Consider the following 24,928-nt stretch of genomic DNA (forward strand, 5'->3'; position numbering starts at 1 on the left):
TAGCTAGGTGGGTAGCTAGGTCAGCTGCTCGCGGCTAGCTACCCAGGGGATCGCAAATGCCGAAAGTTTCACACCTACTCAACGACATCAAGCTCCGCAACTGGATTAGCAAAGGTGAGGCCATAGCCAAATCAGATGGGGATGGGCTGACATTTACCCTATCGGCAGCCGGCACAGCGACATGGATTTTGCGGTATCGGATCCGCCAAGGGAAGCGGCGCGAGATGACGTTGGGTAATTATCCGGACCTGTCCTTATCTGCAGCTCGGGAAAAAGCGAGATCCATTAGAGTGGCCGTGGATGAAGGCCGAGATCCGGCTATCGAGAAGCAGGAAGAAAAATACCGCACCAAAGCAGCCTGGAACGTGAAAGAGCTTTTGGCCGATTTTCGCGAAAAAATCTTGCTACCTTCCTCCTACGCGGCCAATACAATCAAGTATCGCAACTACGATTACGACCAGATAGTGCTTCCGCACTTGGGAAATCGTCAGGTTGATCGTGTAGCTCCGCAAGACGTAGTCGGAATGCTGACCGACTGCAACCGTACATGGACCATCACCAAGCGCATCCTCACCTCGACCTCCAAATTGTTTGACCACGCCTGCGGCCTGCGAATCATCGCAGCAAATCCATGCACGGGAATTCGGCTATCAGCACTCAAGGGGAAAAGGCCACCGGTACGCAAGCGGGTGATGCTAACCGAAGAGGAATTGCGCATCCTTTTACGAGGCGTCGAATTCATCGGCGAAGAAAACGCGATGGCCTTCAGAATTCTATTAGCCACCTGTGTGCGCGGCATTGAGCTGGCGAAGGCGCGTAAGGAGCATATTTTCCTCGATCGAGGGCTTTGGTGGGTGCCAGACGAGAACGTCAAGACGAGATCCGGCTTCATGGTGCCGATCGTTCCAATTGTGGCGGAGTGGTTTCGCGCTCTAATCGAGTGGTCCGGGGAGTCAGAGTATCTGCTTCCGGCTCGGCAAGAAAGGCGTCGGCGAAACCTAGGCGGAGACACCCACGTCGGCCCAACTACGCTATGGGCCGCCATCACTAGAGCCTTTGAGCGCGGCGATATCTCTGTAACCCGATTCACGCCTCACGATACGCGCAGCACAGCGAAGGGACACATGCGAAACATGGGTATTTCCAGTGCCATATCAGAAATCGCGCTGAATCATAAACTCAGGGGCATGGAAGGCATCTACGACGTTCGTGAAGAGATCCCAGAGCGCCGAGTGGCGCTATCGAAGTGGGCGGAGTTTCTAGTCGCCTGCGAAAGTGGGACACCAACACCAGACCCCACCAAGTTTCTGGCCGAGGCTGTGTAAAAACAGAGCCTCGGCCAGAAGCAAACCACCACTACCAAAACGAACGCCCGCATTGTGCGGGCGTTTGATCACTTCTGCCTGATCACCACTTTCCACCATTGCTGCCTTCAAAGAAAGTGGCTCATCAATTTCTTGAGAGCCACCATCTTCAATTTTTCTTTTTAGACCTTTTCCCTGAACAAATCCAATCCAAACACCCAGACCCGCTGGAACTTAAATTTCATCCGGGACGATGACGGTTACGAATTCCGGCTGAGGGGAAATGTGACGACTACGTAATAGTAAAATTAATTTTAAGCTGCTTTTGCGCCACCAATGAAACGCTCCACTAGGCCGGTCAACTCTTCCAAGGTGAACGGCTTTGCCAGCATCGCTGCAAATACGTTATCTTCGTCGAGCCTCGCATCTAGCTTTCGTCCGCTCATAAGTACGACAGGAATACCGCACGTTGAAGGCTCATTTTTTAATTGTGCAGCGAAGTCCAATCCATCCATTACTGGCATCAGCAGATCGGTGATTATCAAATCGAATTTGCAGCCGGCCACCAGCTCCAGTGCGGCGGCTCCGTTGCCCGCCGCAACCACGGAATATCCATAGTTCTTCAGACCAAATGCAATAACTTGTTGGAAAGTCAGGTCATCTTCCACGACGAGAATGGTAATAGGCTGGCCTAGATCTCCTAGCATGTCGCAGCACCTTTCTTCAATATCGGAGAGACTGCTTTCAGAGAGAAAACAGAAGACTTCCTCCGTAATCCGAGCCCTACGCCTTGACCGGTATTTTCGGCAAATCAATGAAATCCGACTGTCTCTACAATAGCATCTCGTGCGAGGCAAAGTGAGTATTTGTGCATTTCCCCTGAAGTTCTTCGAAGCTCATCAGCCGAATCTCTCTCTTCTTAGCTGATCAAGCTGATCTGCTCTAGCCAGGGCCCGTTCGGCCCAACAATCAGCGGCAGCCTTCAGTTGCGCCCCGATTCTGACGCGGCCGACGGATATCCCGCGAGGATTCAGGATTTTTCCGATAGCAGCGCCGCTTACTACCACATACACTCAAATCCTCACACGTGCCTCGACACCTATCGTCACCGGGTGATTTTTGGAAGGTTAGGATATGAGTAACAAAACTGCCTCTAGCACGATTTTGGTGGTCGAGGACAGGGTGGACGTCCGGCTGCTACTCGCTGACGTGTTCGATGGGGAAGGATACAGCGTGTTTATATCCGCCAATGGCCAAGAAGCCCTCAGAACATTGGAGTATCAAGATGTGGACGTCATTCTCACGGATTTACGAATGCCCGTCATGGATGGGGTGAGGTTTGCACAGGCAGTAAAGGCGGATATGCATCTGAGACGTATCCCCATCATACTGCTGAGCGCCACACCGATGACGGACATTTGGAAGTCGCTCGGCATTTTCGATGCTTTTCTGTGGAAGCCCGCACTGCTAGAAGAGATCGTTGCTGCAGTCCGCCAAGCGCAGACAAAGGGCGCAGCCGACTCCGATCTAATAGAGATCTAGAACAAAGAGACGTGAAGGACTTGCGCTATGCGTATCCGCGCGGTGTTCCCGACCCAGGCGGAGCCAACTGATGCCATACAGGAAAAGTCCAAAGAAAAAAGACCCACATTGCTTTGAGGAGGGGAGGCAATGTGGGCCGGAGGTCCAGTGACTACTGGATGGGGTAGCTGACGGGAATACCACCGCCAGCACCGGTACTATAACAAAGACCGATTTTTATTGCCTGAAAGAAAGCAATTTGTGCATATGCTAAACCCCGCAAAGCGGCGCTAATTTTCCCACTGTCGGGCGATCCTAATCGCGTACTAGCCGCCAGTGCTAAATTTTTAAGCAATTTAAAGCTCAGCCAGTAGGCGAAAGGATGAATAGCGTCACTGGAGAGCTTATCCACAAGATTGCCAACAGAAACAGTGGATAACTTGAGACACAAAAATTGTTTTATAAGCAATCAAATGTAAAGACCCGTTATCACAGCCCTACGCAGATCAATACCGACGGCCAAGTAGAAGGACTTGGCGAATAGAAAGCCCAGGTGCAGAGCGCCGGGGGCTCTTCAGTTAGCCGCGTGCCGCTTTTAGCGTTGCTCGATGGGCGAAAAACCTCAAGCGCTAAAACGTCTCCCACTCTTTATCGAAATTCCCCTTGACAGGTGAAGCGCTCGCTCTAATCAGTTCGCTTTTCGTGGGTGCGAGCCGCGCGGGCGATTTAGACATTATGGCTTTCTTCGCATGAGCTAAGTTAGGCGCGCCACGATCCGACAAAGTCTGCACCGGCACTCCCCCAGTCACCTTGAACACACCAACCGCAGCGCGCAACTCGGTAGCTTGGTCCGACATCGCTTGCGCCGCAGCGGCGGCCTGCTCGACCAGAGCTGCGTTTTGCTGAGTGACCTGATCCATTTGGCCGAGAGCCTGATTAACCTGCTCAATTCCGGTTGTCTGTTCGGACGAGGCGGCAGTGATCTCGTTCATAATGTCGGTCACACTGCGAACCGCTTGCACCACTTCGCTTATTGTCTCCCCTGCCTCCCCGACCAGTTGCGTGCCTCTGCCAACTCGCTCGGCAGAAAGCGTGATCAGATCCTTAACATCCTTGGCCGCTGCTGCACTACGTTGAGCCAACGAGCGCACCTCGCTAGCGACGACTGCGAAGCCGCGCCCCTGCTCGCCAGCACGTGCTGCCTCAACCGCCGCATTGAGTGCAAGAATATTGGTTTGAAAGGCGATACCTTCAATCACGGTGATGATTTCGGATACCTTGTTGGAGCTATCAGAAATCTCATTCATAGTGCCAATGACACGTCCCACGACGTCTCCTCCCTTTACCGCGAGAGCCGAAGCATTCTCGGCCAAGGAATTGGCTTGTTTGGCATTGTCGGAGTTCTGGCGGACCGTAGAGGTAAGTTCCTCCATGCTGGAGGCAGTCTCTTCGAGCGAGGCCGCTTGCTCCTCAGTGCGCTGGGACAGATCGGTATTGCCGGTAGCGATCTGTCCTGCTGCCACCGAGATAGACTCACCCGACAGTTGGATACCCCGCACTATGGTGGTCAACTGATCTTTCATGCTGGCCAACGATGCCATCAGACTGGTACCGTCGTTAACCTTGATCGCCACGGCCACGGTCAGATCGCCCGCAGCAATGGATTTGGCCACTGCTGCGGCATCAGCGGGTTCGCCTCCCAGTGCACGGAGAATACTGCGCGTGATAGTAAATCCGGCGCTGACCGCCAACAAAATCGTGATCGCACCTGCTGCGATAAGGGTCCACAGCGTTGACTTGCTCAAGGTTTGAACCATCTCGCTGCGGACGGATAAGAGTGACTCCTCCGCCTGAACGAATTCACGCTGCAAGGCACGGAAGCGATCCATAAAAATCTTGTCGTGGGACGCGCCGAAATAGGTTTGCAGTTCCTGTGTCGAAGCGCTGGCATTCGCCTCTTTTCTCAGTTTTATCAGCATCTGATCAACACCTTCGATATTCTCGGTCAGATCGAGCATTTCCATCAGACGCTTTTGCTGGGTAGGGTTGTCCGCAGTAAGCGATTTGGCCTTCTCGAAGACCTTGCGAAAATTGCTACGGCCATCCTTATATGGGGCAAGAAACACCTCATTTCCCGACGCAACGTAGCCACGAATGCCAGTTTCGACATTGACCAAGTTGAGCAACATGTCATCCGCCGCACCCATCACTTCATAGGTATGGACGTTCATTGCACTGGCGTCTTCTAGCTTGGAAAAATTGTACAGAGAGATACTGCTGCCGATCAACGAGACAACGACCAGACAAAGAAATGCAAGGGTAAGCCTTGTGCCGACAGTAAGCGATGAGAACATGTTTCCCCCTTTCTAGAGGCGTATTGGCGATGTGTGGTGCTGATTTCCTATGGTCGCTAACCTCTAACGCGGCTATCAATAAGCCACCTATTGCCGCGCCAGACAAGGACCGCCTCCCCCCTGTAGAACTTCAGGAACAACAGCTCGCGCAGTCTTTTGCCAACATCTCCTCCTGCAAGGACTATTGCTGGTTATGTTCTTACACCGCTTGACTGCCATTCAAGCACTGACGATTTTCCGGGAACAGAAGAGCTTTAGCGTGACCGCCATTCCAATACTGATAATTACTCTATACGAAGATAAAAACTTGTAATATTGTCAGTTGACTAAAAACTACTGATTTCACCTCCCGGTCGATATAGCGGCTCAGACACGCGATATTCGTGCGTGGGATCTGAATGAGCGAATCCGCCAGAACCAAAGAAAACGAGCCTATCCGTGGGAAGCTCGGGGTAAGGGTCACGGCGGGGACGCCAGGCCGGTCCTGAGGATCACTTGTTGAGCAAGTCGCACAGTTTCGAACCGGCTGCAATTCGCTCTCTGAAGCGCTCAATAGCTCGTTGAAGGTCTGCCCAACCATTCCCACGCTAGGATCGATCGCATTCCTTCCGGCGGGGCCGGGAACCGCTCCCGCTCTGGGAATTGCTCCGCCGCACCACGCGGTGCCGAGACGCAGGCACTCAGAGCGAGCAAGGCGATCAGCACAGTCAGAAAGTTTCGCATCGTAGTCTTCTTCATGGGAGCGCTCTCGGCCGTGAACTGTGCCTTCAAAGCTTGGTTTTAAGCCTCGTGGCTTTTCACCATCGGCGCTTCTGCAAAGCCAGTCCTATTACTGTTCAACACTGATGAGTCGAAAAGAGCATCAGCGGATTTGAGTCAAAAGCGCATGTTGGCGGCACGCCGCAGAGCCTGACCCGACATGGACCTCCTGTGTGGCGTAGAATTCGGTCACCCCCGCATTCTTCGCCAACATGAACGTCGTCCCGAGCCCAACTACCCCAAACCAATGGAGCAGAGTGAGAAAGCTGTTGCTGCTCTGGGCTTCTATCTGGGTACTGATGTTGCTGCTGGGGGTGCAGGAATCCCTTTGGTCGGGACGCCCGCATCTCTGGCAGCCTGTGGTGGATTACGCGACCGCGGCCATTCCCGCAACGTTGCTGGTCATCCTGCAGGCTCGCCGGGGGTGCCGCTACGATCATCTGCTTCAGCAACCCATGTCCTGGTTCCTGCACATGTGGCGCTGGATGCCCTTGCAGATGCCGGCCTATTTTGCGCTCATGTATGGCTTGCGGCTGGGCATCTACGCGGTGCTTGGACAACCCCTGCGCCACGCTCCGTGGGGCGAGTTGCTGGCCTACGAGGGGACCAAGTTCCTGCTCTTCTTTGGTCTTTTCAGCGGAGTGCATTTCGGACTGCGCTCCTATCGGGCCTGGGTCGAAGAACGTCTGCACTCGGCACAACAGGCCAACCTGGCAAGGCGAACCCAACTGATGCAACTGACCCAGCAGTTGCAACCCCATTTTCTCTTCAACACGCTCAATACCGTCTCATCCCTGATCCACACCGATCCGGAGGCAGCAGATCATACGCTCACACGCCTGGCGACCCTGTTGCGGACCACCACTGACGTCAGTCAGCACCCCGAACAAACACTTGGCGAGGAGATCGAGTTGCTGCGGGCCTACGCGGACATCATGGAGCAACGCTTCGCCGGCCGGGTGGAGATTCACTGGAACATAGAGCCAGCCGCCAGCGCGTGCATGGTGCCCACGCTCTGCCTGCAGCCGTTACTGGAAAACTGCTTCCGGCATGGGGTCGAACAGCGCAGCGCGATGATCCGAATCTGGATCGCCGCCGTCCGCGCGAGTGGGGCATTGGAGATCAAGGTGGAAGACGATGGTCCCGCCACTGTACTTCCGACCCGCTACGGCGTCGGCCTGGGCAACCTTGAGTCGCGCCTGTCGGCCCGCGATGAACAGGGGGCGCAGCTGGAACTGGCATTACGTCAGCCCACTGGCCTGCGCGTTACGGTGAGCCTGCCATGCGCGTGATGATCGTGGATGACGAGGCCCCGGCTCGTACCAAGCTGGCGCGGATGCTCGCTGCATTTGCCGATGTCGAGATCTCCGGACAGGCAGCCGATGGCCGGCAGGCGATTGACCTGGCTGCGGAGCTGCAACCAGATGTCATTTTCCTCGATGTGCAAATGCCCGAGGTTGGCGGATTCGATGTGGCTGCATCCTTGCCCGATAACGGGCCGGCCCTAGTTTTCGTCACCGCTTACGATCAGTTTGCGCTGCGTGCTTTCGATACCCATGCCATCGATTATCTGCTCAAGCCGGTCGAACCACTGCGGCTGGAACGCACGATAGCGCGATTGCGGCAAGCCACGCAGCCTTCCGGGCTTTCCCTGACGGTTCCGGTGCGACTGGTGGTCACTGAGCGCGGGCAGCATCATGTGATCGAGTGCCGGCAGATCACATGGCTGGAGAGTGCAGACAATTATGTACAGTTGCACGTGGGCAGCCGTGCGTTCCTGCTCAGGCGCACACTGGCATCCATCCTCGATGATCTGGAAACGAATTTTGTGCGTATTCATCGACGCATCGCAGTTGCCACGGCCATGGTGGAGTCGGTGGAGCAACGCGCCAAGGGGGACGCCCTCGTTCACCTGAAAGATGGCACCCAGCTACCGTGCAGCCGTTCTTATCGCGAAGCTTTGCTGGCCCGGCTCGGGCAATAAAACCCATCACGCAGGGCAAGATCCGGTTCGCCCCGGCGCAGACCCATTTCATCCCTTCGCGCTAGAACAGAACCTGCACGGCTTCTATGCTATCGAGGTGTTCAGCCTTTCTGAAAAATCTTATGCAAATCCTGATGACGGTACTCAAATGGTCGGCCCTGCTGGTGCTCATCGCCTCCTTGCTGGAAGCGCTGTTGTTCACCCTGCGACCGACCGGCGAACGATATGACTGGCAAGCTACCGCGCTCTCCGTGGCGGATTTTCTGGTGCGGCAGTATCCCTTGGAATGGCTGCTTCCGCTTGCGTTCTGGACGCATGCTATGGACTGGATCTGGCAGCATCGGCTGTGGACGCTGCCGATGCAGGATTGGCGCAGCTGGATAGCCTGTTTCCTGGTGCAGGAATTCTGCTATTACTGGTACCATCGCGCTGCGCACCGCATACGCTGGTTCTGGTGTACCCATGCCGTGCATCATTCTCCAGCCCAACTGAACCTCTCTGCAGCGTATCGATTCGGCTGGACGGGCCGCCCTACCGGCACCCTCGTGCCGTTCATGTTAGCCCCGCTCCTGGGTATGCCGCCGCGCATCATATTGATGATGCTGTCGCTCAATCTGCTCTATCAATTCTGGCTGCATGCAACATGGATACCGCGCCTGGGACCATTGGAATGGGTCTTCAACACACCTTCGGCCCATCGCGTACATCATGCTTGCAACGTCGAATATCTGGATTGCAATTACGGCGGCGTGCTGATCATTTTTGACCGTCTGTTTGGTACCTATCGGGCAGAAAAGCGCGACGTTGTGCTGCGCTTTGGCTTAGTCAAGCCGCTGCATCCGCGTCATCTGTTGCATCTGGAATTTTTCGAGTGGCAGGCACTGGCGAAGGACATGCGCACTTCCGGGGATTGGACGACAAGGCTGGCCTATCTTTGGAAACCGCCAGGATGGGCGGCCGACGGAAAAGGAACGATGACCGAAGAGTTGCATCGTCTGGAGCAGTTACGTGAACGGAAGTGAACGGGCTATTTCTCCTTGAACGAATCCTATCCAAACACCCAGAGCCGCTGGAACTTAAATTTCATATGGGACGATGACGGTCATGAATTCCAGCTAGGGGAAAATGTGACAATTAGATAACAGTAAATTAATTTTAGTCTGCTTTTGCGCTAGAACGAGCGCCATCAATACCTTCATCTGGCATACTAAACCGACAACAAATATTCTGCGGGGGCAGGATGGACAAAGAAACCGGTGAACTCATTCAATGGCTTGCTGCACCCGTCGCGACCATTGTTGCTGTGTGGCTGACTAACCGCCACAACAGAAAGAAAGACAAAGCTGCACAAGAATATGCTTTCCGCAAGGAAACGTATGGCCGAGTGCTAAAAGAAATCGTCGCCATGCAGCAGTTTTTTGCTGAGATGATCCGAGGAGTACCACCAGAGGAAACACGGTTCAAGCGAGCCCGCGCTGTCGGGCACGCCATTTCTACTGTTCAATTAATTGCGAAGCCAGAGACAGTCCGCCTTCTTCAGTCCTATGGGCTGGAGTTGAACAAGGTCATGTTCGACGTGACGATGGGAGGCTTTGAGGTCGAAGCAATGCGGGCTGAAGCCGAGCGCTTGCTGCCAAGCCGGGAAAGGGATGTGAAAACGGCGCAGCTTAACTTGGCCATGGTGACGCGCTTTGAAATGTTAGCGCCCTTGCTGGAACGTTTGATTAACCAGTCAGTTCCGGCGCTCTTGGCCATTCGCAGCGAACTGGAGATTGACACCGACGCCGAGCTGTTTGGGCAGGTCACTAAGCAGACGGCTGCCGAAGGCAAAGCGCTACTGCTGCACATGGGGGCGGAACTGCGACGCCGAGCAGGGTTGAGCTGAGTCCTCTGCTGAGCGCGCCAACATCGCTATCTCGGGCATGCACGCTCCGCCGATTGCCGATCGGGATGACGTCCCCCCCTGCCAGAAGCGGCCGTTGCCAGTGCAAGAAAAACACCCGCTGGTAGCGGGCGTTTCACCTTCTGCAGAGCCTGATTAAAAGTCCGGCGCGAAAATCACACGAATCAAATACGTAGGTGCTTTTTTCTCTGCAATTGGGAAAAATAGCGCCGCGCTATGCCTTATTGGGCCTCGCTCGTTTAAGAATTGCAAAGGGGAATTCTATGCGTGCAAAGAGAGCTAAATGTACGCAGATGATAAATCCGAAATTCGAGTCAGTCTAATGGAGGGGTCGTGAACTACAGAGAGAGAATCGTCGAAGAGTTCGGAAATAGAGGGTTCCACTATTTTTCCGAACTTGTGTGGAGTTCATCTTTGGAGCAGCCGGATTTGGAGCGCGTGCGAACGTTTCTAAAGATAAATGGATTTGAAGATATTGATGTGTCGCTTATAAGGCCACTGGACGATAGTACCCAAAGATTGAAATGGAATCGATATTATGACCAAACCGGCCAGTGCCTGGTTACGGCCGCCCCCGTTTCACTGCCGGTGGGTAGCAATAACCTGAAATTAGTTTTCGCCTATGCTACCGAGGAAATTCGAGGGAATGACCAGGCTCGAACGATCGTGGTTGCCAACGCGTTGCGGCTGATTTTTGGGGTGCCCGCCGCACGGGAGTTGCTTCTGTATAGCGTGTTTGATAAAAAAACCTCTTCAACCCATTCGGACGTGAACTACGCTTCATTCTTCGACGTGCAATCGCTCCATCGCTACGACGATCCTCCGATTCAAGAGGCGAAGCTGAGCAGAATTCCTGCCGAAGCGGCCTTCTTGCTTGAGAAAGCCTTTGCGCAAATCAACCCCGGCGAGCGGTTCATTTTAATGTGGCTAGCTTTCGAAACCGTCGTGAGTGCAGTAATCGACACCGGCAATAACGGCGAGAAGCGGGAGGCATTTTTTCAGAACGTGCTCCAGTCGTCGATAGTCAATGCCGAAGTGTTCCGCTTGTTCCGACTTCGATGCGAGATATTTAAGGAGGGCCGGCAAATAAACGCGAATATTGAGGATGACTGCGTGTCGCTTTACTGCGCGCTCCAGCTAGCTGTTCTAGGAGATTGCGAACAACGCCGTGCTTTCTTGAGGGGTTATGAGCTTAGAATTCAGCAAGAAAACGCCAAGGAGAAGAAATCCCCTTAGTCCCCAAATGAGCCCATGTACTTCTTTCGAAGCATTACACGCCCCGCCTTGCGGCGACGTTTAAAAATGCGCGAGAGATGCATCAAAACGCGTCAAATTTGATGGTAGCCAGGCGGGCCGCTACGCCAGACTGGACGGGCCTCGACCGCTGATGCAAATTTGAGTCAAAACCGACCTATGTAGCGGGCAGGCGCGGGGTGGGGGCAACCGCGCGCGCAAAGGCGGTAGGCGCAACCACTGTATTCATATACAGTTATTAGTTTGATAACGATGCGGCTGCTCTGGTCTAAACTACCAGAACTGAGGCGACGAATTTAACGTTGCTTAAATGGCTACGGAATAGCGGACTGAATCGCCCCGGCTGCACAAGACACTTTCCAGCCTGTTGAAATACTGCTGTTCGAACTGTACCGGAGAAACGTTGCCGCTATAGGAATGGCGACGTTTCGGGTTGTAGAACATCTCGATGTAATCGAACACATCCGACCGTGCTTCGTTACGGTCAGCATAGATACCGCGCTTAATGCGCTCACGTTTCTAGAGCTGGAAGAAGCTCTCTAGCCACGGTATTGTCGTGGCAGTTGCCGCGCCGGCTCATGCTGGGCATCAGACTGTGCGACTTCAGGAATGCCTGCCAGTCATGACTGCTGGACTGACTGCCTTGGTCTGAATACACAATAACCTCCTGCATCGAACTCCTGCGCCAAACTGCTATCAGTAAGCGTCCATTGCCAAGTTGCGGTCGATACGCGATCCCATCGACCAGCCAATCACCTGGCGTGAGAACAGGTCGAGCACCACGGCCAGATACAGCCAGCCCTCGTGGGTGCGGATATAGGTGATGTCCGTAAGCCATGCCCGGTTCGGTGCCGGCACGTCGAACTGCTTTTGCAGATAATTCGGGGCAATGACTATCGGCTTGCCATAGCGCCCAGCACGACGGCGATAGCCAGTCTGGGACTTGAGGCCTTCTGTGCGCATCAGACGATAGACACGATGCTTGCCACAACGCTCGTCCAAGTCGCGCAGGTCGGCCGTAATCTTGCGATAGCCATAGACCCCGCCGGATTCCAGCCACGATTGCTTGATGAGCGCCAGGAGCCGTAGGTTCTCCTTGGTTCTCTCGGATTCCGGTCGGGCCTTCCACGTGTAGTAGCCGCTCGGATGGACGCGCATTACTCGGCACATCGTGCGAACGGCATGCTGGGGTTCGTGAGCCACAATGAATGCGTGAACGCTGCGGTCTTTTTTAGGATGTCGCGCTCCTCGGTGACACGCTTGAGCTCAGCCTTGAGGCGACGCAGCTCTTCTTGCTGGCTGGCCTGTGTCCGACGCTCCTCAGGTGCCAATGCGTACTTCTTCATCCATTCGTACAGCGTCGGCTGCAATACCCCGAGCCGTTTCTCAACATCAGGGGCTGAACGGCCCCGTTCGGTGACCTGCTTGACTGCCTCAATCTTGAACTCTTCCGGATAACGCTTGTTACTCATGACGACTCCTCGGTCGCCTGACATTTTAGGTTGCGGAGTGTCTATTAGTTCCGGGGTAATTCAGGGGTCCGAAGTACCAATGATGATAGCCGGATCAGTTCTGCGAGCAAAGGAACACTAAAAGACTAATTTCAGCGTGGAAGGTCTGCCTGAACTTGGAAATGTGGCTTTCAAAGAAATAAACATAATTTAATGTGGAGATTTTAAGATGACCTCAAAAAAATTGATTCTCTGCTTAATCTCGTTTATTTGACACTCCATAGAGAACACATTCACCCACATAGGGCTACCTCCTCTTTCGTGTCCTGAAAAATCGCAACTATTTTCCATAGCCGATTCCCAATTTCTTTCGGAGATCTCCAGTTTTCTTAGTTCTGAGTCCGGCGACCTACCAGCGATACCGATTTCAAATATTTCCCTCTCCATTTTTTTATAGACGGTATTAAGTTTCACGTTCAGGTTCTCAATTTCCTGCTGATTACAGTGCAGTACCTCGATTGTGGACGACGCGGCATCCAAACAAGACGCAGCATCTGCCCACGCGATGTTCAACTGGAATAAGAGTGGAAGAGAAAGTAAGACGCCCAAATTAGCTTTTCTTCTCATATGTTCTCCACGCAGCAGAGCCACTTCGACAGCCCTGCACAAACAGCGATCAAAAGGGTCTCATTTTTTGCACAATAACGTGGTATCGGACACACAATAAGGGCAGGTCACGCCTCCTCCCGCGCAAGTACCTACGTATTCGAGGATGGAATTTCCGCCCTGATTTGTTAGAACGACCTTCGTGAAAATTGTCTCGGCCGGCACTCCAGCGTCGACAAAAAACTGACGTAAAGCCTGCGACCGAGCTTCGGCCAACATCTGATTGCTTAACTTAGAGCCACCTTCGTCGCCATCCGTAACAATTAAGATACGGTCAATATATAGTGAGAAAATTCGCGGCAGATGCCTTGCCAGGGCCACCCTTACTGAATCAGAAAGGACAGAAGAACCCTTGGCGAATGAAACTTTTACTTCTGTCGAATATTTAAATGGAGTGAAAGAATAGGCAGAATTCCCGAAAAACATTAAACACAAGATCGCCGCAATTGAATTTATTTTCAAGAACTTCGTCAAGCTTTGCATGGTTTATTTACTTCCGAAAAATTGCGCCAGTTATTACGAATGACTTTGCACGCGATATCTCAAGGATCTGTATAGCAGAGGGCCGATTCTAGCCAGTTGCGACCAAAATGATCTTCAATAAGATCGTTGCCGAATGGATTCCCGCTTCATCGAAATAAGGAACCATGCGGCCAGGAAAAGGGAGACACAAATTATTGCCAACAGGGTATAAAAATTAGACCAAAAACTGTCTGTCACCGCGCCAGCATCAAGTGTCGAGAGCTCGGGCTGAAGCGGGTTGTACCAGACTAGGGTCTGTCCGATCGGGTGCATTGCCACGACGCGTCGCGCGCCTGCCTCTGTATAGCAGCCTCTGGGGCCAAATCCTAATCGTGAATCACTGTAGGACTTTCCGGCCACAACATACGTATATCGAATATCCACTCTAAAGTTATTGCCGCTGCATCTCTTCGCTGAGACCTTTTCAATTTTCGCTACCGCAATATTGCCTCGGATGCTAGGCCATGTAGCTGATTGCTCGGCCATACGGTAATCTTGGCACCAATCGAATATAACGATGGATAGCGTTAGTCCCAAGCAAATTAAGATGACACTCGCACAAGTGCGGATATCTATACGCGTTGCAATTAATTTTTGGTTCATGACCCGCTTTGCATTGTCGAACTTCTATACATGCTCGCAAAACGGACTGACAAACGACTGACGCAGAGTGGTGTGAATGAATTATTCTGTGTTTAGCTGTGGATTTAAGATGTCGGCTCTTGCCGATAGCGGACATCTTGGCGCAACGAAACAATGAGCATTAGCCGGATGTGGAAACCGGCTATGCTTCCCTGCTAATTATGCGAAAAGGGCTAGATGGGCGTGCGGGCGGGTCTTGTCGGTTGTCTACCCTTCAGAATTAGCGAAATTTACTTTTTTTAAACAAAGACGATGGGGCGATCAACGTCGAAATTTTCTTAATTTGTATCTGCCCAACATCATGGGAATCAAACCGACCAAGGCAAGAAGCAGTCCAAATTTGGCGTCCGCAACATTCTTTTTCCTAGCATCACCAGACGTAACCGCATACACCTCTTTGCCTTCCAACACGACCCGCACCAATGTATTGGCGCATACATTGGATTCGATGCGCATACCGTTCTTAGCATCTTTCAATTCACGTCCAGCGCCGCCGTCGTCCCCGCGACGGGCAGGCCATGCAACGATAAATTCTTGGTTACCATTTACAACGAACATCGCATTTCGCGTCTTCTTCAGGACGCCAATTCTCTTGATGGAATCGCATGGAAGTCCGATCGGCCTTTTGAGATAAGAGTAGGAAGAGAATAAAAGGAAAATTACCGCGAGCGTCATCCCTACCCCCAAATTTGCGTAGCTGGTCTGAATTTCAGCTTCTTTTTCTACTGCCATCTTGAGAGCAAATTTCAATTTAGCGACGGAAACAGTACCCAGCTCTGACAATCGAAACTCCTCATACAGGAGAAAGTTTTTCTCTAGATACCATCTCCGCCGCTTAGATAGATCAAATCATCAACGTACTATTGCGACTCTTTCTACGATACCAAATCCATCTGACAAATAGCTTTCTTCCAGAGACCGAATAGGCTGCTTGTTAAGGGTTCATCACTTTGACTCCAAAGTACGGTTCACGGATTGTAGGGCCGAGTGAATGCCTTCGGAAGGCAATGGAACGTGGGGCAATTCTGCGAGCGACTCAATACCCGGAGCAACCTCTACTGCCGTCACCTAAGTTTTTGAGAAACACGAAAGCTCGGATTTACCGATTTGACCGACATAAAAATTCAATTTCAGCATTGTCAGTCAGTTGTATGTCAGCCATCTTTGCGAAATCTAATTTATGATTTTCTGTATTACGAAATCAATCCGAAATTTGCCTCTTTCTTTATGCACAGCGTTGTTCCAAGCCGCCATAAAAATTGATCTTGAAAGCAACATTAAAGAATCGGGTCGTCATTCTGTCTCGTAATGATGAGCTTTATTAGCGCGATGCATCCGCAAGATGCCCCGTTATGTTTTCCGGCCAAGTAAAAATCTTGGAGAAACACTCGAATTTGATTAATACCGTACTAGAACAGAGCATCTTAAAACGTCAATTGCCGTCGGCACTATAAGGGAAAGTCATAGGATCACGGAGGTTTTTTTTTGAGGCGTGACTATAACGATGGGTTGCACAAAGTGGTACCGATTTACTTTTGGTGCATTTGCATTAAAAAGATCGGAGGTCGAAATGATCTCTATATCCAAATATGGTACGCGTGTATTGGAAAACCAATTGTTCACGTCCGTTATCCCGCCAACATCGCATCGATCATCATGAAACAATCATTTTTTTACAAAATTGCGGTCGTTTCACTATTCGCGGCTTCACTTTTAGGAACCTCATGCATGGCCCACTCTGAAGACACCGATGAAGGTTTTGTCCCTCTCGACGTTGGCAAAGCGGGGGCTAGCGCATCAATTGATGTGCATGTATCCCCCGAGGGGCTTGGTCAGCATGAGCCGAGATTTGTTTTACTGATGATCAAGCCCCCAAAGGGGGGATGGAACACATCTAATGACGCATACAACATTTCTCTGTATCGCAAAGCAGATGATCTAATGGAAAGTCTGACGGGATTTAGACCAATTTTTTCCCCTCCTTTCGATAACCAACAACCTGCGCCACATAAGGGCGTAAAACTCCATATTGTTTGGACCGAAAAGAAATCGGGGAAGGTACTTCAGGACAACATCGTCACTGCAGACACCTACCGAGGCTCTGAAAGCGGACGCATCAAAGTCGGCTTCGGCTATTCGCTGGTTCTTAACGGCATTCAATATGCGCCAGGCGACTATATTGCGACGGTAACCGCAGTAGATAACGATCCCCGCTTTGACGGAACGTTTCGAACTGGAATTATCTCTGGATACACTTGGAAATGAGAGGGGAAAAAAATGGCGGGGAGCATTACGATCAGCGTGGTGGCACCTGGGGCTTTGGAATCAAACGGTAAAAATTCTATACCGGGGCATATTTGGTATACCGTCACAGATAGCAACGGCCACAGCCGTTCATTTGGCTTTGAGCCTTTAAGTCAAGGCACTCCGTTTGGAGCCGGAACGGTTACAGAAACCGATGGCCAAACTTATCTAAGCGGAATAGTTTTTGCTCAAAGTGCGCCACTCACAGATGCTCAGGTGCAAGCAGCACTTACTTATGGAAATAGTATTGAAAACCTGGCGTCTGGTAAAAATCTAAATTCATTATCTGCTGCCGGCGCGCAGAACATCGACACGACCCTCTCTTCCGCCGATACGAATTACAACGTTTTGGGAGGCATGTTTTCCGTCCAAGGTTTTTTCGGAAACAATTGTGAGTCCTTTGTAGACGGAATGTTTGATTACGTAAGCCGCCAGACAGGGACACCTCTAGCCACAAATATTTCTGCATTTTCGCTACCTGAATGGCAAGCGGGAAGCGCGGCAAAAATTCTGAACGGCCTTGAAGCCCAAAATGGCGGTCAAACAATAACGACAACAGAAGAATGCGGAGATAACGACGAATATACTTGCACGATCACGGGTCATTATTCTGCAGCTGATGGAAACGGAAATAGGACTCTACTAAGTGACTCTTGGACATCAAGTGACGGATCAAAAGGGACTGACGTATATTCAGCACCGGGTAACTTCCAGAGTACAGTTACACATACCGATGGTAGCGGAGCAGTGACAACATATAGCAATGGGACCTACAACCAGTCAGTCACTGGAAGTGACGGGAAATTAACGAGCGCAGAACAGATAGATAGCAATAACAATTCAGAGCAGAGCTCGGTGAATAATGCCGACGGATCATCAATAGATGACATTAAAAATTTTCAGACTTCCGGAATCTCAGAAAACGAGCAAGTTATCACCCGCGCCTCCAATGGAGACGTGAATGACGCCATAAGTGGCACATCAGCCGTTGCGAACTTAAGCAACGCGGCTATCAGTCTTGCGGACGGAGCGGATGTAACCATCAACGGTAGTGCTAACGCTATTTCTGTAGGAAATAGTAATGGATTGATTGTCAATGGCAATGGCGACGCTGTAAGCATCGCTGGGATGAATGACCATATCACTCTTAATGGGGCTAGTGACAATATCAACGGCGGTACGAATATCGCCGTGGCGACTGAAGGTGAAGGAGAGCGGATCAATCTAGGTACGGGTAGCACTCTAACCGTCTCAGGCGGATCAGTTACCGCTACGCTCAACAATGGATCTCTAGTAGTCGGCTCTGGCAGCGCCGTAGTTCTGAATGGCTCCACGGACGTAGTTAGTGCGAGCGATAATTCCACGGTAACCGTTGCGGGCGCCGGAAACACTTTAAACGTAAGTGGCGCGGGCGTTACGACGACCGAGTCAGGCTACAGCAACACTCTCAATATCTCTGGGACCAGCGACAGCACGACCGCAACAGGAACTGGGACCTTGGTGAATGTCAGCGGCTGGAAGGATTCTACCGGCATCAACGGTCAAAACGATATTGTCACTGTTACGGGTAGCGGCAACGATAATACTTCTGTCGCGGGTACCAGTGACACAGCGACTGTAAGAGGAAGTTATGATGTGACGACCATCAGCGGCTGGAAGGATAACAGCTCGATTCAAGGCCAAGGCGATTCGACTTACGTAACCGGAAGTGGAAACGACAATACCTACGTTTCCGGCACCAGTGATGGCACGGTGGTTTCAGGAAATTATGATCAGACAGCCGTGAATGGATGGCAGGACACTAGTTTCATTAATGGTCAAGGCGACTCGACCTATGTGACTGGCAGTGGGAACGACAACACCTATGTTTCCGGAACGAGCGATGGAACCGAAGTGTCCGGAAATTACGATCAAACAAACGTCAGCGGCTGGATGGACAACAGTTTCATCAAAGGTCAAGGTGACAGCACCAACGTCTCCGGAAGTGGAAACGACGACACCTATGTAACAGGTACTAGCGATGGGACGACGGTCACTGGAAACTATGACGAAACCGTTGTTGGTGGCTGGAAGGATGACAGCTATATCCAAGGTCAGGGCGATTCAACTTACGTCACAGGCAGCGGAAACGATAATACTTATGTCTCTGGCATATCCGACGGAACTCTTGTCACTGGAAATTATGATGAAACCTTCAGTAGTGGATCAGATGACTCGGAAATTATTGAAGGCCAAGGCGATGTAACTCCAACACCGAGCGGGGACGGCGATACTGTTGATTATGGGGGAACTTTAGATGCGCCTTCGTCTCCAGACATGCCAGACGACCCGTTTAACGACGATGACGATCCCCTTATTCTCAGTCTCAACAAAGATCCGGTTAAAACGCAGGGCCTCAGCAACACCGCTGCTGTTTTCGATATGCAAAATTCAGGGCAAGCGGTCAAGACCGGATGGGGAACTGCGGGAGAAGGTTACCTAGTCTACGACCCTAACGACGCGGCTGATTCTACTGTAGTAAAGCAAGACCATCAGTTAGTAGCAGGGTTCAGCGCCTTGCAAGCGCTTGCTCAAGCAGTCGATGGCACGAGCAAGGGATGGCTAAACGGCAGCGATTCGCTGTGGGGAGACTTGAAGGTCTGGGTAGATACCACTGGTACGGGACAGTTTCAGCAAGGACAACTAATGAGTCTCGACCAACTTGGCATCACGGGGATTGATCTGAATGCGAGCACTGTCCACGAGAATAGCAACGGCAACACTATCTTGAGTGACGGCCGATATATGCTGGCCAGCGGCGAGACCGGCGATATCGCTGGCGTTGATCTTGTCTTCAATACAGACGCTTCGGCTGGCGCAGCAAACAAGGTAACTCAGCTGATTCAGGCAATGGCCTCGTATTCTCCTGAAAGTTCATCCAGTACCGTGATCTCTCCAGATCTATCCACGGCGCAACAGACCCTTCTCGCGACGCCTCATTGAGCATTTCTTCGTAGCGCCACCTTCGAAGTCTTCTGCCTTGCCAACCCTGCTAAGCAGAAGACTTCCTCTCTAAGAAGCTGCCAAATCTTTTGATATCGAGTGGCTAAGGAAAGTCGTGCAGAAAATGGCATCAACACCATTCGGATCGGAATATGATCCGGGTCTCGCCGCGCTCATATTGATCGCCCGATTTCATGGCATCGCGGCCGATGCAGAGCAGCTCCGCCATCAGTTCGCTATCACCAACGGAGCGGCGACAGAATCGGATCTAGTGCTGGCCGCGCGCTCCATTGGCCTGAAGGCACGTAGCGTGAGGCTTGCGTCAGACCGCATTTCCAGTACGCCCTTCCCTGCCCTAGTGCTCTGCCAAAATGGGCAGCACTTCATCCTTGCAGGTGGAACCGAAGAAAAGGCATTGATTCTTGAGCTCAATGAGAATTCCCCTCGACAGGTTCCCGCCGATGAAGTGACGACACGGAGCCTGGGACGCATGCTGCTGTTTGCCTCCCGCGCTTCGCTGGCCGGTGATCTTGCTCGCTTTGATTTCTCCTGGTTCATTCCTGCGGTCGTCAAATACCGTCGATTGCTGCTGGAAGTGTTTGCTGTATCGGCTGTGCTGCAGTTGTTCGGTCTGGTCTCGCCATTGATGTTTCAAGTCGTCATGGACAAGGTGCTTGTCAACCGGGCATTCAGTACCTTGAACGTTGTCTGCTTCGCTCTTCTAGTCAGCGCCATATTCGAAATCCTCCTGACCGGGTTGCGAAACTACGTTTTCTCTCACACGACCAATCGTATTGACGTCGAGCTAGGTGCTCGGCTTTTTCGCCATCTTCTCACCTTGCCCCTCAGCTATTTCGCGGCTAGGCGCGTGGGTGATACGGTGGCACGGGTGCGCGAGCTCGAAAACATCCGCAACTTTCTAACTGGCCAGGCTCTTACCGCTGTGCTGGACTTGATCTTCTCAGTAATCTTCATTGCTGTAATGTGCTTTTACAGTGTCTGGCTCACTCTGATCGTTGTTGTTTCGCTGCCGATATATGCCGTGATCTCTGCAGCGATTAATCCGGCATTACGAACCCGTCTCAATGAAAAGTTTGCTCGCAGCGCCGATAACCAGTCGTTTCTGGTGGAAGCCGTGTCCAGCGCGGAAACAGTTAAGTCGATGGCGGTCGAGCCGCAGTTCATACGACGCTGGGATGACCAACTTTCCGCCTATGTGGCGGCTGGTTTTCGCGTTAGCTCCTTGAGCAATCTGGGGCAACAGCTTATTCAATTCATCGGCAAGCTCGTCACGCTACTGACTTTGTATTTTGGTGCGAAGCTAGTCATCGACGGAAAACTATCGGTCGGTCAGTTGATCGCGTTCAACATGATGTCACAACGCGTTGCCGCTCCCGTATTGCGATTGGCTCAGCTATGGCAGGATTTTCAGCAGGTCGGGCTTTCGATGCGGCGTCTCGGGGACATCCTCAATACTCGGAACGAACTTCCGCAGAGCCGGCAGGCGTTACCGCCGATCAAAGGCGATGTCAGCTTCGAGGACATCCGCTTTCGTTACCGTGCCGATGGTCCACCTATTCTCAACGGAGTTTCACTGCATATCCAGCCGGGCCAAGTCATTGGGATCGTCGGTCGCTCCGGCTCTGGCAAGAGTACCTTGACCAAGCTGCTGCAGCGCCTTTACGTCCCTGAGCATGGACGAGTACGTGTCGACGGCATTGACCTTGCCCTAGCCGATCCGGCATGGTTGCGAAGGCAGATCGGTGTGGTACTTCAGGAAAACATCCTTTTCAATCGTTCGATCAGAGACAACATTGCCGTCACTGATGCAGGCATTCCTCTGGAACAGGTAATGCACGCTGCGACGCTAGCTGGTGCCCATGACTTTATTCTAGAGCTACCGCAAGGTTATGACACGCTTGTGGGCGAGCACGGGGCGGGGTTATCCGGAGGGCAGCGCCAACGAATTGCTATAGCGCGTGCTCTAGTCAGCAATCCACGCATCTTGATTTTTGACGAGGCCACCAGTGCGCTCGACTTCGAAACTGAACGGATCGTCCAGCAGAATATGCGCTCCATGTGCCAGGGCCGTACCGTAATCATCATCGCCCATCGACTGACGGCTGTTCGGTACGCGGACTGCATCATTGCTATGGATAAGGGTGTGATCGTGGAGAGTGGAAGTCATGAGCAGCTCCTTGCACAAGCGGGATATTACGCTCATCTGGTTTCCTTGCAGAATAGTTGAACGAGCTTCCACATGCGATTTATTCAACTCACTGCACTAGCAGATCTAGCTCACCGTTATTACTCCGTATTCAGGGCCGCATGGTCAATACGCCGGCAGCTTGATAGCAAGACCCGGCTCTCGCACGAACTAGCATTTCTCCCCTCGAATCTCGAACTGGTCGAAACACCTGTACATCCGGCACCACGATGGGCGATGCGTATCATCGTCTTGCTGGCAATGATAGTGGTAGTGATAGCACTGTTTGGCCAACTGGACATCGTTGCTGCGGCTAAGGGAAAACTCCTGCCGGATGCACGAGTGAAGATCATTCAACCGGCGATCACTGGCGTGGTTCGGCATATTTGGGTGCATGACGGTCAGCGCGTGGCCGCAGGAGCGACATTAATGGAACTCGATCCGACTCAGGCCGCCGCAGATGCCGACAATGCGCGTTCAGCAAAGATCAGCGCTCAGTTAGCGATGGCCAGATCCCAGGCCCTGCTAGATGCTCAGCGCACCCAACAGTCGCCGAAGGTGTCGATCGTGGTGGGTGCCACGGAGGAGGATCAGCAACAAGCTCAACATTTCGCCGACGGCTTTTATCGTGAATATCAGGACAAATCCGCCAGCGCCGAGGCTGAGCTGGCCAAGCGTGTCGCCGAACTGGATAACACCAACAAGGAAATTGCAAAGCTGGAGGCGACCGCGCCGTTGGCCCGCCAGCAAGCCAACAACTACCAAGCGCTGTTAGCGGACAAGTATGTCGCAAAAAACGACTATCTCGACAAGGAGCAGACCGCGTTGGGACAAGAGCATGAATTGGTAGCGTTGCGCAGTCATGCGCGTCAGCTCAACGCGGCAATACAACAACAAAGAGCAGAAATAGGGGCTTTGAACTCGCAGTTCCGTCGCGAGCAGCTCGATTTCTTGGACAAGGCCAGTCAACAGTTCACCCAGGACGCAAACAATGAGACCAAAGCACAGTCGCGCCAAAATCTCATGCGACTTACCGCGCCGGTGGCGGGTACCGTCCAGCAATTGGCTATCCACACCTTGGGCGGCGTCGCTTCAGCCGCTCAGCAGGTGATGGTGATTGTTCCTGACGATGGCGTAGAGGTAGAGGTCAGTGTCGAAAATAAAGACATTGGCTTCGTCAAGGCTGGACAGCAGGCGGTGGTCAAGCTGGAAGCCTTCCCTTATACCCAATATGGCTACCTGACAGGAACCGTCGTCTCGGTTTCCAACGACGCGGTACAAGATAAGAAGCTCGGCCTTACTTTTCCGGCACGCATTCAGCTAGCCAGCAACAAGATCCGCATCCATGATAAATGGGTCAATTTGACTTCCGGGATGGAAGTAACAGCGGAGATCAAGACAGGAAAGCGCAGTGTGGCACATTACTTCCTTGACCCTCTGGTACAGACGGCGCAGGAGAGCATGCGTGAACGTTAAACGTACCGCACGTCGACATTGGCTCTGGCTCTTGATTGTGAACGCTGTTCTTCTATCGCAGCCAGCACCGGTCAAGGCAGTCGATATATTTCGCACTGACCTGGCGATTCCGCCAGAACCCTCTGGGATGATGCTGGAAGGCACGGACAAGAAGGATACCTGTGTATTCGATGCACTTGGGGAGATGCTGGAGCTTGGTGAGGCACTGGAACGAGCTCTATGTAGCAACCCGAAGACGCGTGCGGCGTGGACCTCCATCAAAGTTCAGGCTGCTGCCGTAGGCGTTGCCAAGGCCCCGTTTTTACCTACCTTGACTGGTTCCTGGCAAAAGACTCGTAACGACAATACAACCAGCGTACAAGATTTCCCTGCACTCAGTTCTCAGCAAAAAGCGACTGAGCGTGCCTACAGCGCATCTTTGAATTTGCTTCTCTATGATTTTGGTGCACGCCGTGCCGCACTAGGAAACGCTGAACAGCTTTTGGCCGCCGCTCAGGCCAACCATGATCAAGTCTTGCAGGAGACCTTCCTGAACGTCGCCAAGGACTTTTACGCAGCTCAGGCTGCCTTTGGCAGCCTGGCGGCATCCACCGATATAGAGAACATCTCCAAGGAAAGTCTTGCCGCTGCGAGCGGCAGAGTGAACAACGGGGTTGCGCCGATCAGCGATCAGCTTCAGGCGCAAACGGTATATGCTCAGGCTGTATTCAGCCGCACCAAAGCGCAGGGGGATTGGCTAATTGCAATCGGCGCACTGATGTCTGACATAGATATGGATCCGAGAGCGGATATCCGGGTGCCAGATATCGAGGAAATGATCATGCCTATCTCCGACTTCAATCGCTCATTGGACGAGCTAATAGCACGAGCGAGGGAAGAGCATCCGAGTGTAAGAACGGCGCTTGCGCAATGGCAAGCTGCGTTAGCCAAGGTTGACCAAGCGAAGGCGGAGGGACTGCCGAACGTCAGCATGATTGGCAAATACAGTTGGAATAATCAACCCGTCAGCCCTTCGATAGGACAACCGGGATTGCCAGCCTGGGCCAGCGAGAAATATCTCGGCATTCAAGTAAATGTGCCAATCTTTGACGGCTTCAACCGGACCTACCAAGTAAAACAAGCTCAGGCTCAAGCTGAACTCGCGAAGGTTACTTTGGATGAGGCTCGGCGTAAGGTCGTATCAAATGTTTGGTCGAGTGAGCAAGCCTTACGCACGGCCACGGAAAACGTCGGCAATAGTGCATCTCTACTGGATATTGCTCAGAAATCCTATGACGCATCTCTGCATCGCTATCTATCAGGTGTAGGCAATGTGATTGAGTTACTTAGTACCCAATCCGCCCTAGCAACTGCGCGCAAACAACGCGTTCAGGCACTAGCTGATTGGCGTACGGCGCGCCTACAACTTGCTGGCGCGCTCGGGCATGTGGGTATGCAGAGCATTAAGGATGGTGATTAGCCTTCACTGTGGAGCCAAGCCAGAATTTACACATATTTTGCCGAAGGGCGTTCGGCCGCCTCAGGCAACTAACACATGAAGCAGCGGTCTATTCAAAGCAACAGAGAAACAGGTCAGCTTGTCTCGTGTAAGCTATCTAAA

Annotated in this window: 16 protein-coding genes and 1 pseudogene; 12 read left to right on the plus strand and 5 right to left on the minus strand. The window is 52.3% G+C overall.

Annotation, left to right across the window (positions count from 1 at the left end):
• Positions 1–56: 56 nt before the first annotated feature.
• Positions 57–1,325, plus strand: a complete 1,269-nt coding sequence (locus JOD78_RS07000; protein WP_209566940.1) for an integrase family protein — start codon at positions 57–59, stop codon at positions 1,323–1,325.
• Between the two features lie 293 nt (positions 1,326–1,618).
• Here the strand turns inward: JOD78_RS07000 and JOD78_RS07005 are convergent, their stop codons facing one another.
• Positions 1,619–2,011, minus strand: coding sequence for a response regulator (locus JOD78_RS07005; RefSeq protein ID WP_209566941.1), 393 nt, complete (start codon positions 2,009–2,011; stop codon positions 1,619–1,621).
• A gap of 427 nt (positions 2,012–2,438) precedes the next feature.
• On the opposite strand from JOD78_RS07005, the gene JOD78_RS07010 reads away from it, so the two are divergent.
• On the plus strand, positions 2,439–2,846 hold the full coding sequence (locus JOD78_RS07010; RefSeq protein WP_209566942.1) for a response regulator: 408 nt from the start codon (positions 2,439–2,441) through the stop codon (positions 2,844–2,846).
• A gap of 608 nt (positions 2,847–3,454) precedes the next feature.
• On the opposite strand, the gene JOD78_RS07015 is transcribed toward JOD78_RS07010, so the two are convergent.
• Complete coding sequence (locus tag JOD78_RS07015; RefSeq protein WP_209566943.1) at positions 3,455–5,179, minus strand: methyl-accepting chemotaxis protein; 1,725 nt, start codon at positions 5,177–5,179, stop codon at positions 3,455–3,457.
• Between the two features lie 1,016 nt (positions 5,180–6,195).
• Here JOD78_RS07015 and JOD78_RS07020 point away from each other — a divergent pair.
• The 5 genes from JOD78_RS07020 (at position 6,196) to JOD78_RS07040 (ending at position 11,061) form a co-directional block, all read left to right on the plus strand.
• A complete protein-coding gene (locus JOD78_RS07020) occupies positions 6,196–7,230 on the plus strand; it encodes a histidine kinase (protein WP_209566945.1) in 1,035 nt (344 codons plus the stop codon).
• Positions 7,221–7,922 carry a response regulator gene (locus JOD78_RS07025; protein WP_209566946.1) on the plus strand — a complete coding sequence of 234 codons (702 nt, stop codon included), beginning with the start codon at positions 7,221–7,223 and terminating at the stop codon, positions 7,920–7,922. The genes JOD78_RS07020 and JOD78_RS07025 overlap by 10 nt, the downstream gene beginning before the upstream one ends.
• 122 nt (positions 7,923–8,044) lie before the next feature.
• Positions 8,045–8,944, plus strand: coding sequence for a sterol desaturase family protein (locus tag JOD78_RS07030; protein WP_209566949.1), 900 nt, complete (start codon positions 8,045–8,047; stop codon positions 8,942–8,944).
• A gap of 218 nt (positions 8,945–9,162) precedes the next feature.
• The gene (locus JOD78_RS07035; RefSeq protein WP_209566951.1) at positions 9,163–9,807 is read left to right on the plus strand and encodes a hypothetical protein; all 645 of its coding nucleotides are present in this window, start codon (positions 9,163–9,165) and stop codon (positions 9,805–9,807) included.
• Positions 9,808–10,158: 351 nt separating this feature from the next.
• Complete coding sequence (locus JOD78_RS07040) at positions 10,159–11,061, plus strand: hypothetical protein (RefSeq protein ID WP_209566953.1); 903 nt, start codon at positions 10,159–10,161, stop codon at positions 11,059–11,061.
• 324 nt (positions 11,062–11,385) lie between these two features.
• Here JOD78_RS07040 and JOD78_RS07045 read toward each other — a convergent pair.
• From JOD78_RS07045 to JOD78_RS07065, 3 genes and pseudogenes are all read right to left on the minus strand, one after another.
• A pseudogene (locus tag JOD78_RS07045) lies at positions 11,386–12,551 on the minus strand (IS3 family transposase).
• Positions 12,552–13,217: 666 nt separating this feature from the next.
• The gene (locus JOD78_RS07055) at positions 13,218–13,679 is read right to left on the minus strand and encodes a hypothetical protein (RefSeq protein WP_209566957.1); all 462 of its coding nucleotides are present in this window, start codon (positions 13,677–13,679) and stop codon (positions 13,218–13,220) included.
• Between the two features lie 942 nt (positions 13,680–14,621).
• Entirely contained in the window at positions 14,622–15,143 is a 522-nt protein-coding gene (locus JOD78_RS07065) for a hypothetical protein (RefSeq protein ID WP_209566962.1), read from the minus strand.
• Positions 15,144–16,088: 945 nt separating this feature from the next.
• Here JOD78_RS07065 and JOD78_RS07070 point away from each other — a divergent pair.
• From JOD78_RS07070 to JOD78_RS07090, 5 genes are all read left to right on the plus strand, one after another.
• Complete coding sequence (locus JOD78_RS07070; protein WP_209570744.1) at positions 16,089–16,625, plus strand: hypothetical protein; 537 nt, start codon at positions 16,089–16,091, stop codon at positions 16,623–16,625.
• Positions 16,626–16,637: 12 nt separating this feature from the next.
• Positions 16,638–19,646 (plus strand): hypothetical protein, encoded by a 3,009-nt coding sequence (locus JOD78_RS07075; RefSeq protein WP_209566966.1) that lies wholly within the window; start codon positions 16,638–16,640, stop codon positions 19,644–19,646.
• Positions 19,647–19,770: 124 nt separating this feature from the next.
• Positions 19,771–21,894: a type I secretion system permease/ATPase gene (locus JOD78_RS07080; protein ID WP_209567645.1), complete on the plus strand. Its 2,124-nt coding sequence runs from the start codon at positions 19,771–19,773 to the stop codon at positions 21,892–21,894.
• 12 nt (positions 21,895–21,906) lie between these two features.
• The gene (locus JOD78_RS07085) at positions 21,907–23,328 is read left to right on the plus strand and encodes an HlyD family type I secretion periplasmic adaptor subunit (RefSeq protein ID WP_209566968.1); all 1,422 of its coding nucleotides are present in this window, start codon (positions 21,907–21,909) and stop codon (positions 23,326–23,328) included.
• Entirely contained in the window at positions 23,318–24,787 is a 1,470-nt protein-coding gene (locus JOD78_RS07090) for a TolC family protein (protein WP_348534252.1), read from the plus strand. Before JOD78_RS07085 ends, JOD78_RS07090 begins: the two co-directional genes overlap by 11 nt.
• Positions 24,788–24,928: the final 141 nt, after the last annotated feature.

This window comes from Herbaspirillum sp. 1130 (assembly GCF_017833835.1).
GTDB classification, from domain to species: domain Bacteria; phylum Pseudomonadota; class Gammaproteobacteria; order Burkholderiales; family Burkholderiaceae_D; genus Herbaspirillum; species Herbaspirillum huttiense.

What these genes read in the sequence shown, in the direction of transcription:
- JOD78_RS07000 (WP_209566940.1), top strand. Translation starts at nt 57, where the DNA reads ATGCCGAAAGTTTCACACCTACTCAACGACATCAAGCTCCGCAACTGG.
- JOD78_RS07005 (WP_209566941.1), bottom strand. Translation starts at nt 2,011, where the DNA reads ATGCTAGGAGATCTAGGCCAGCCTATTACCATTCTCGTCGTGGAAGAT.
- JOD78_RS07010 (WP_209566942.1), top strand. Translation starts at nt 2,439, where the DNA reads ATGAGTAACAAAACTGCCTCTAGCACGATTTTGGTGGTCGAGGACAGG.
- JOD78_RS07015 (WP_209566943.1), bottom strand. Translation starts at nt 5,179, where the DNA reads ATGTTCTCATCGCTTACTGTCGGCACAAGGCTTACCCTTGCATTTCTT.
- JOD78_RS07025 (WP_209566946.1), top strand. Translation starts at nt 7,221, where the DNA reads ATGCGCGTGATGATCGTGGATGACGAGGCCCCGGCTCGTACCAAGCTG.
- JOD78_RS07030 (WP_209566949.1), top strand. Translation starts at nt 8,045, where the DNA reads ATGCAAATCCTGATGACGGTACTCAAATGGTCGGCCCTGCTGGTGCTC.
- JOD78_RS07035 (WP_209566951.1), top strand. Translation starts at nt 9,163, where the DNA reads ATGGACAAAGAAACCGGTGAACTCATTCAATGGCTTGCTGCACCCGTC.
- JOD78_RS07055 (WP_209566957.1), bottom strand. Translation starts at nt 13,679, where the DNA reads ATGCAAAGCTTGACGAAGTTCTTGAAAATAAATTCAATTGCGGCGATC.
- JOD78_RS07070 (WP_209570744.1), top strand. Translation starts at nt 16,089, where the DNA reads ATGGCCCACTCTGAAGACACCGATGAAGGTTTTGTCCCTCTCGACGTT.
- JOD78_RS07075 (WP_209566966.1), top strand. Translation starts at nt 16,638, where the DNA reads ATGGCGGGGAGCATTACGATCAGCGTGGTGGCACCTGGGGCTTTGGAA.
- JOD78_RS07080 (WP_209567645.1), top strand. Translation starts at nt 19,771, where the DNA reads ATGGCATCAACACCATTCGGATCGGAATATGATCCGGGTCTCGCCGCG.
- JOD78_RS07085 (WP_209566968.1), top strand. Translation starts at nt 21,907, where the DNA reads ATGCGATTTATTCAACTCACTGCACTAGCAGATCTAGCTCACCGTTAT.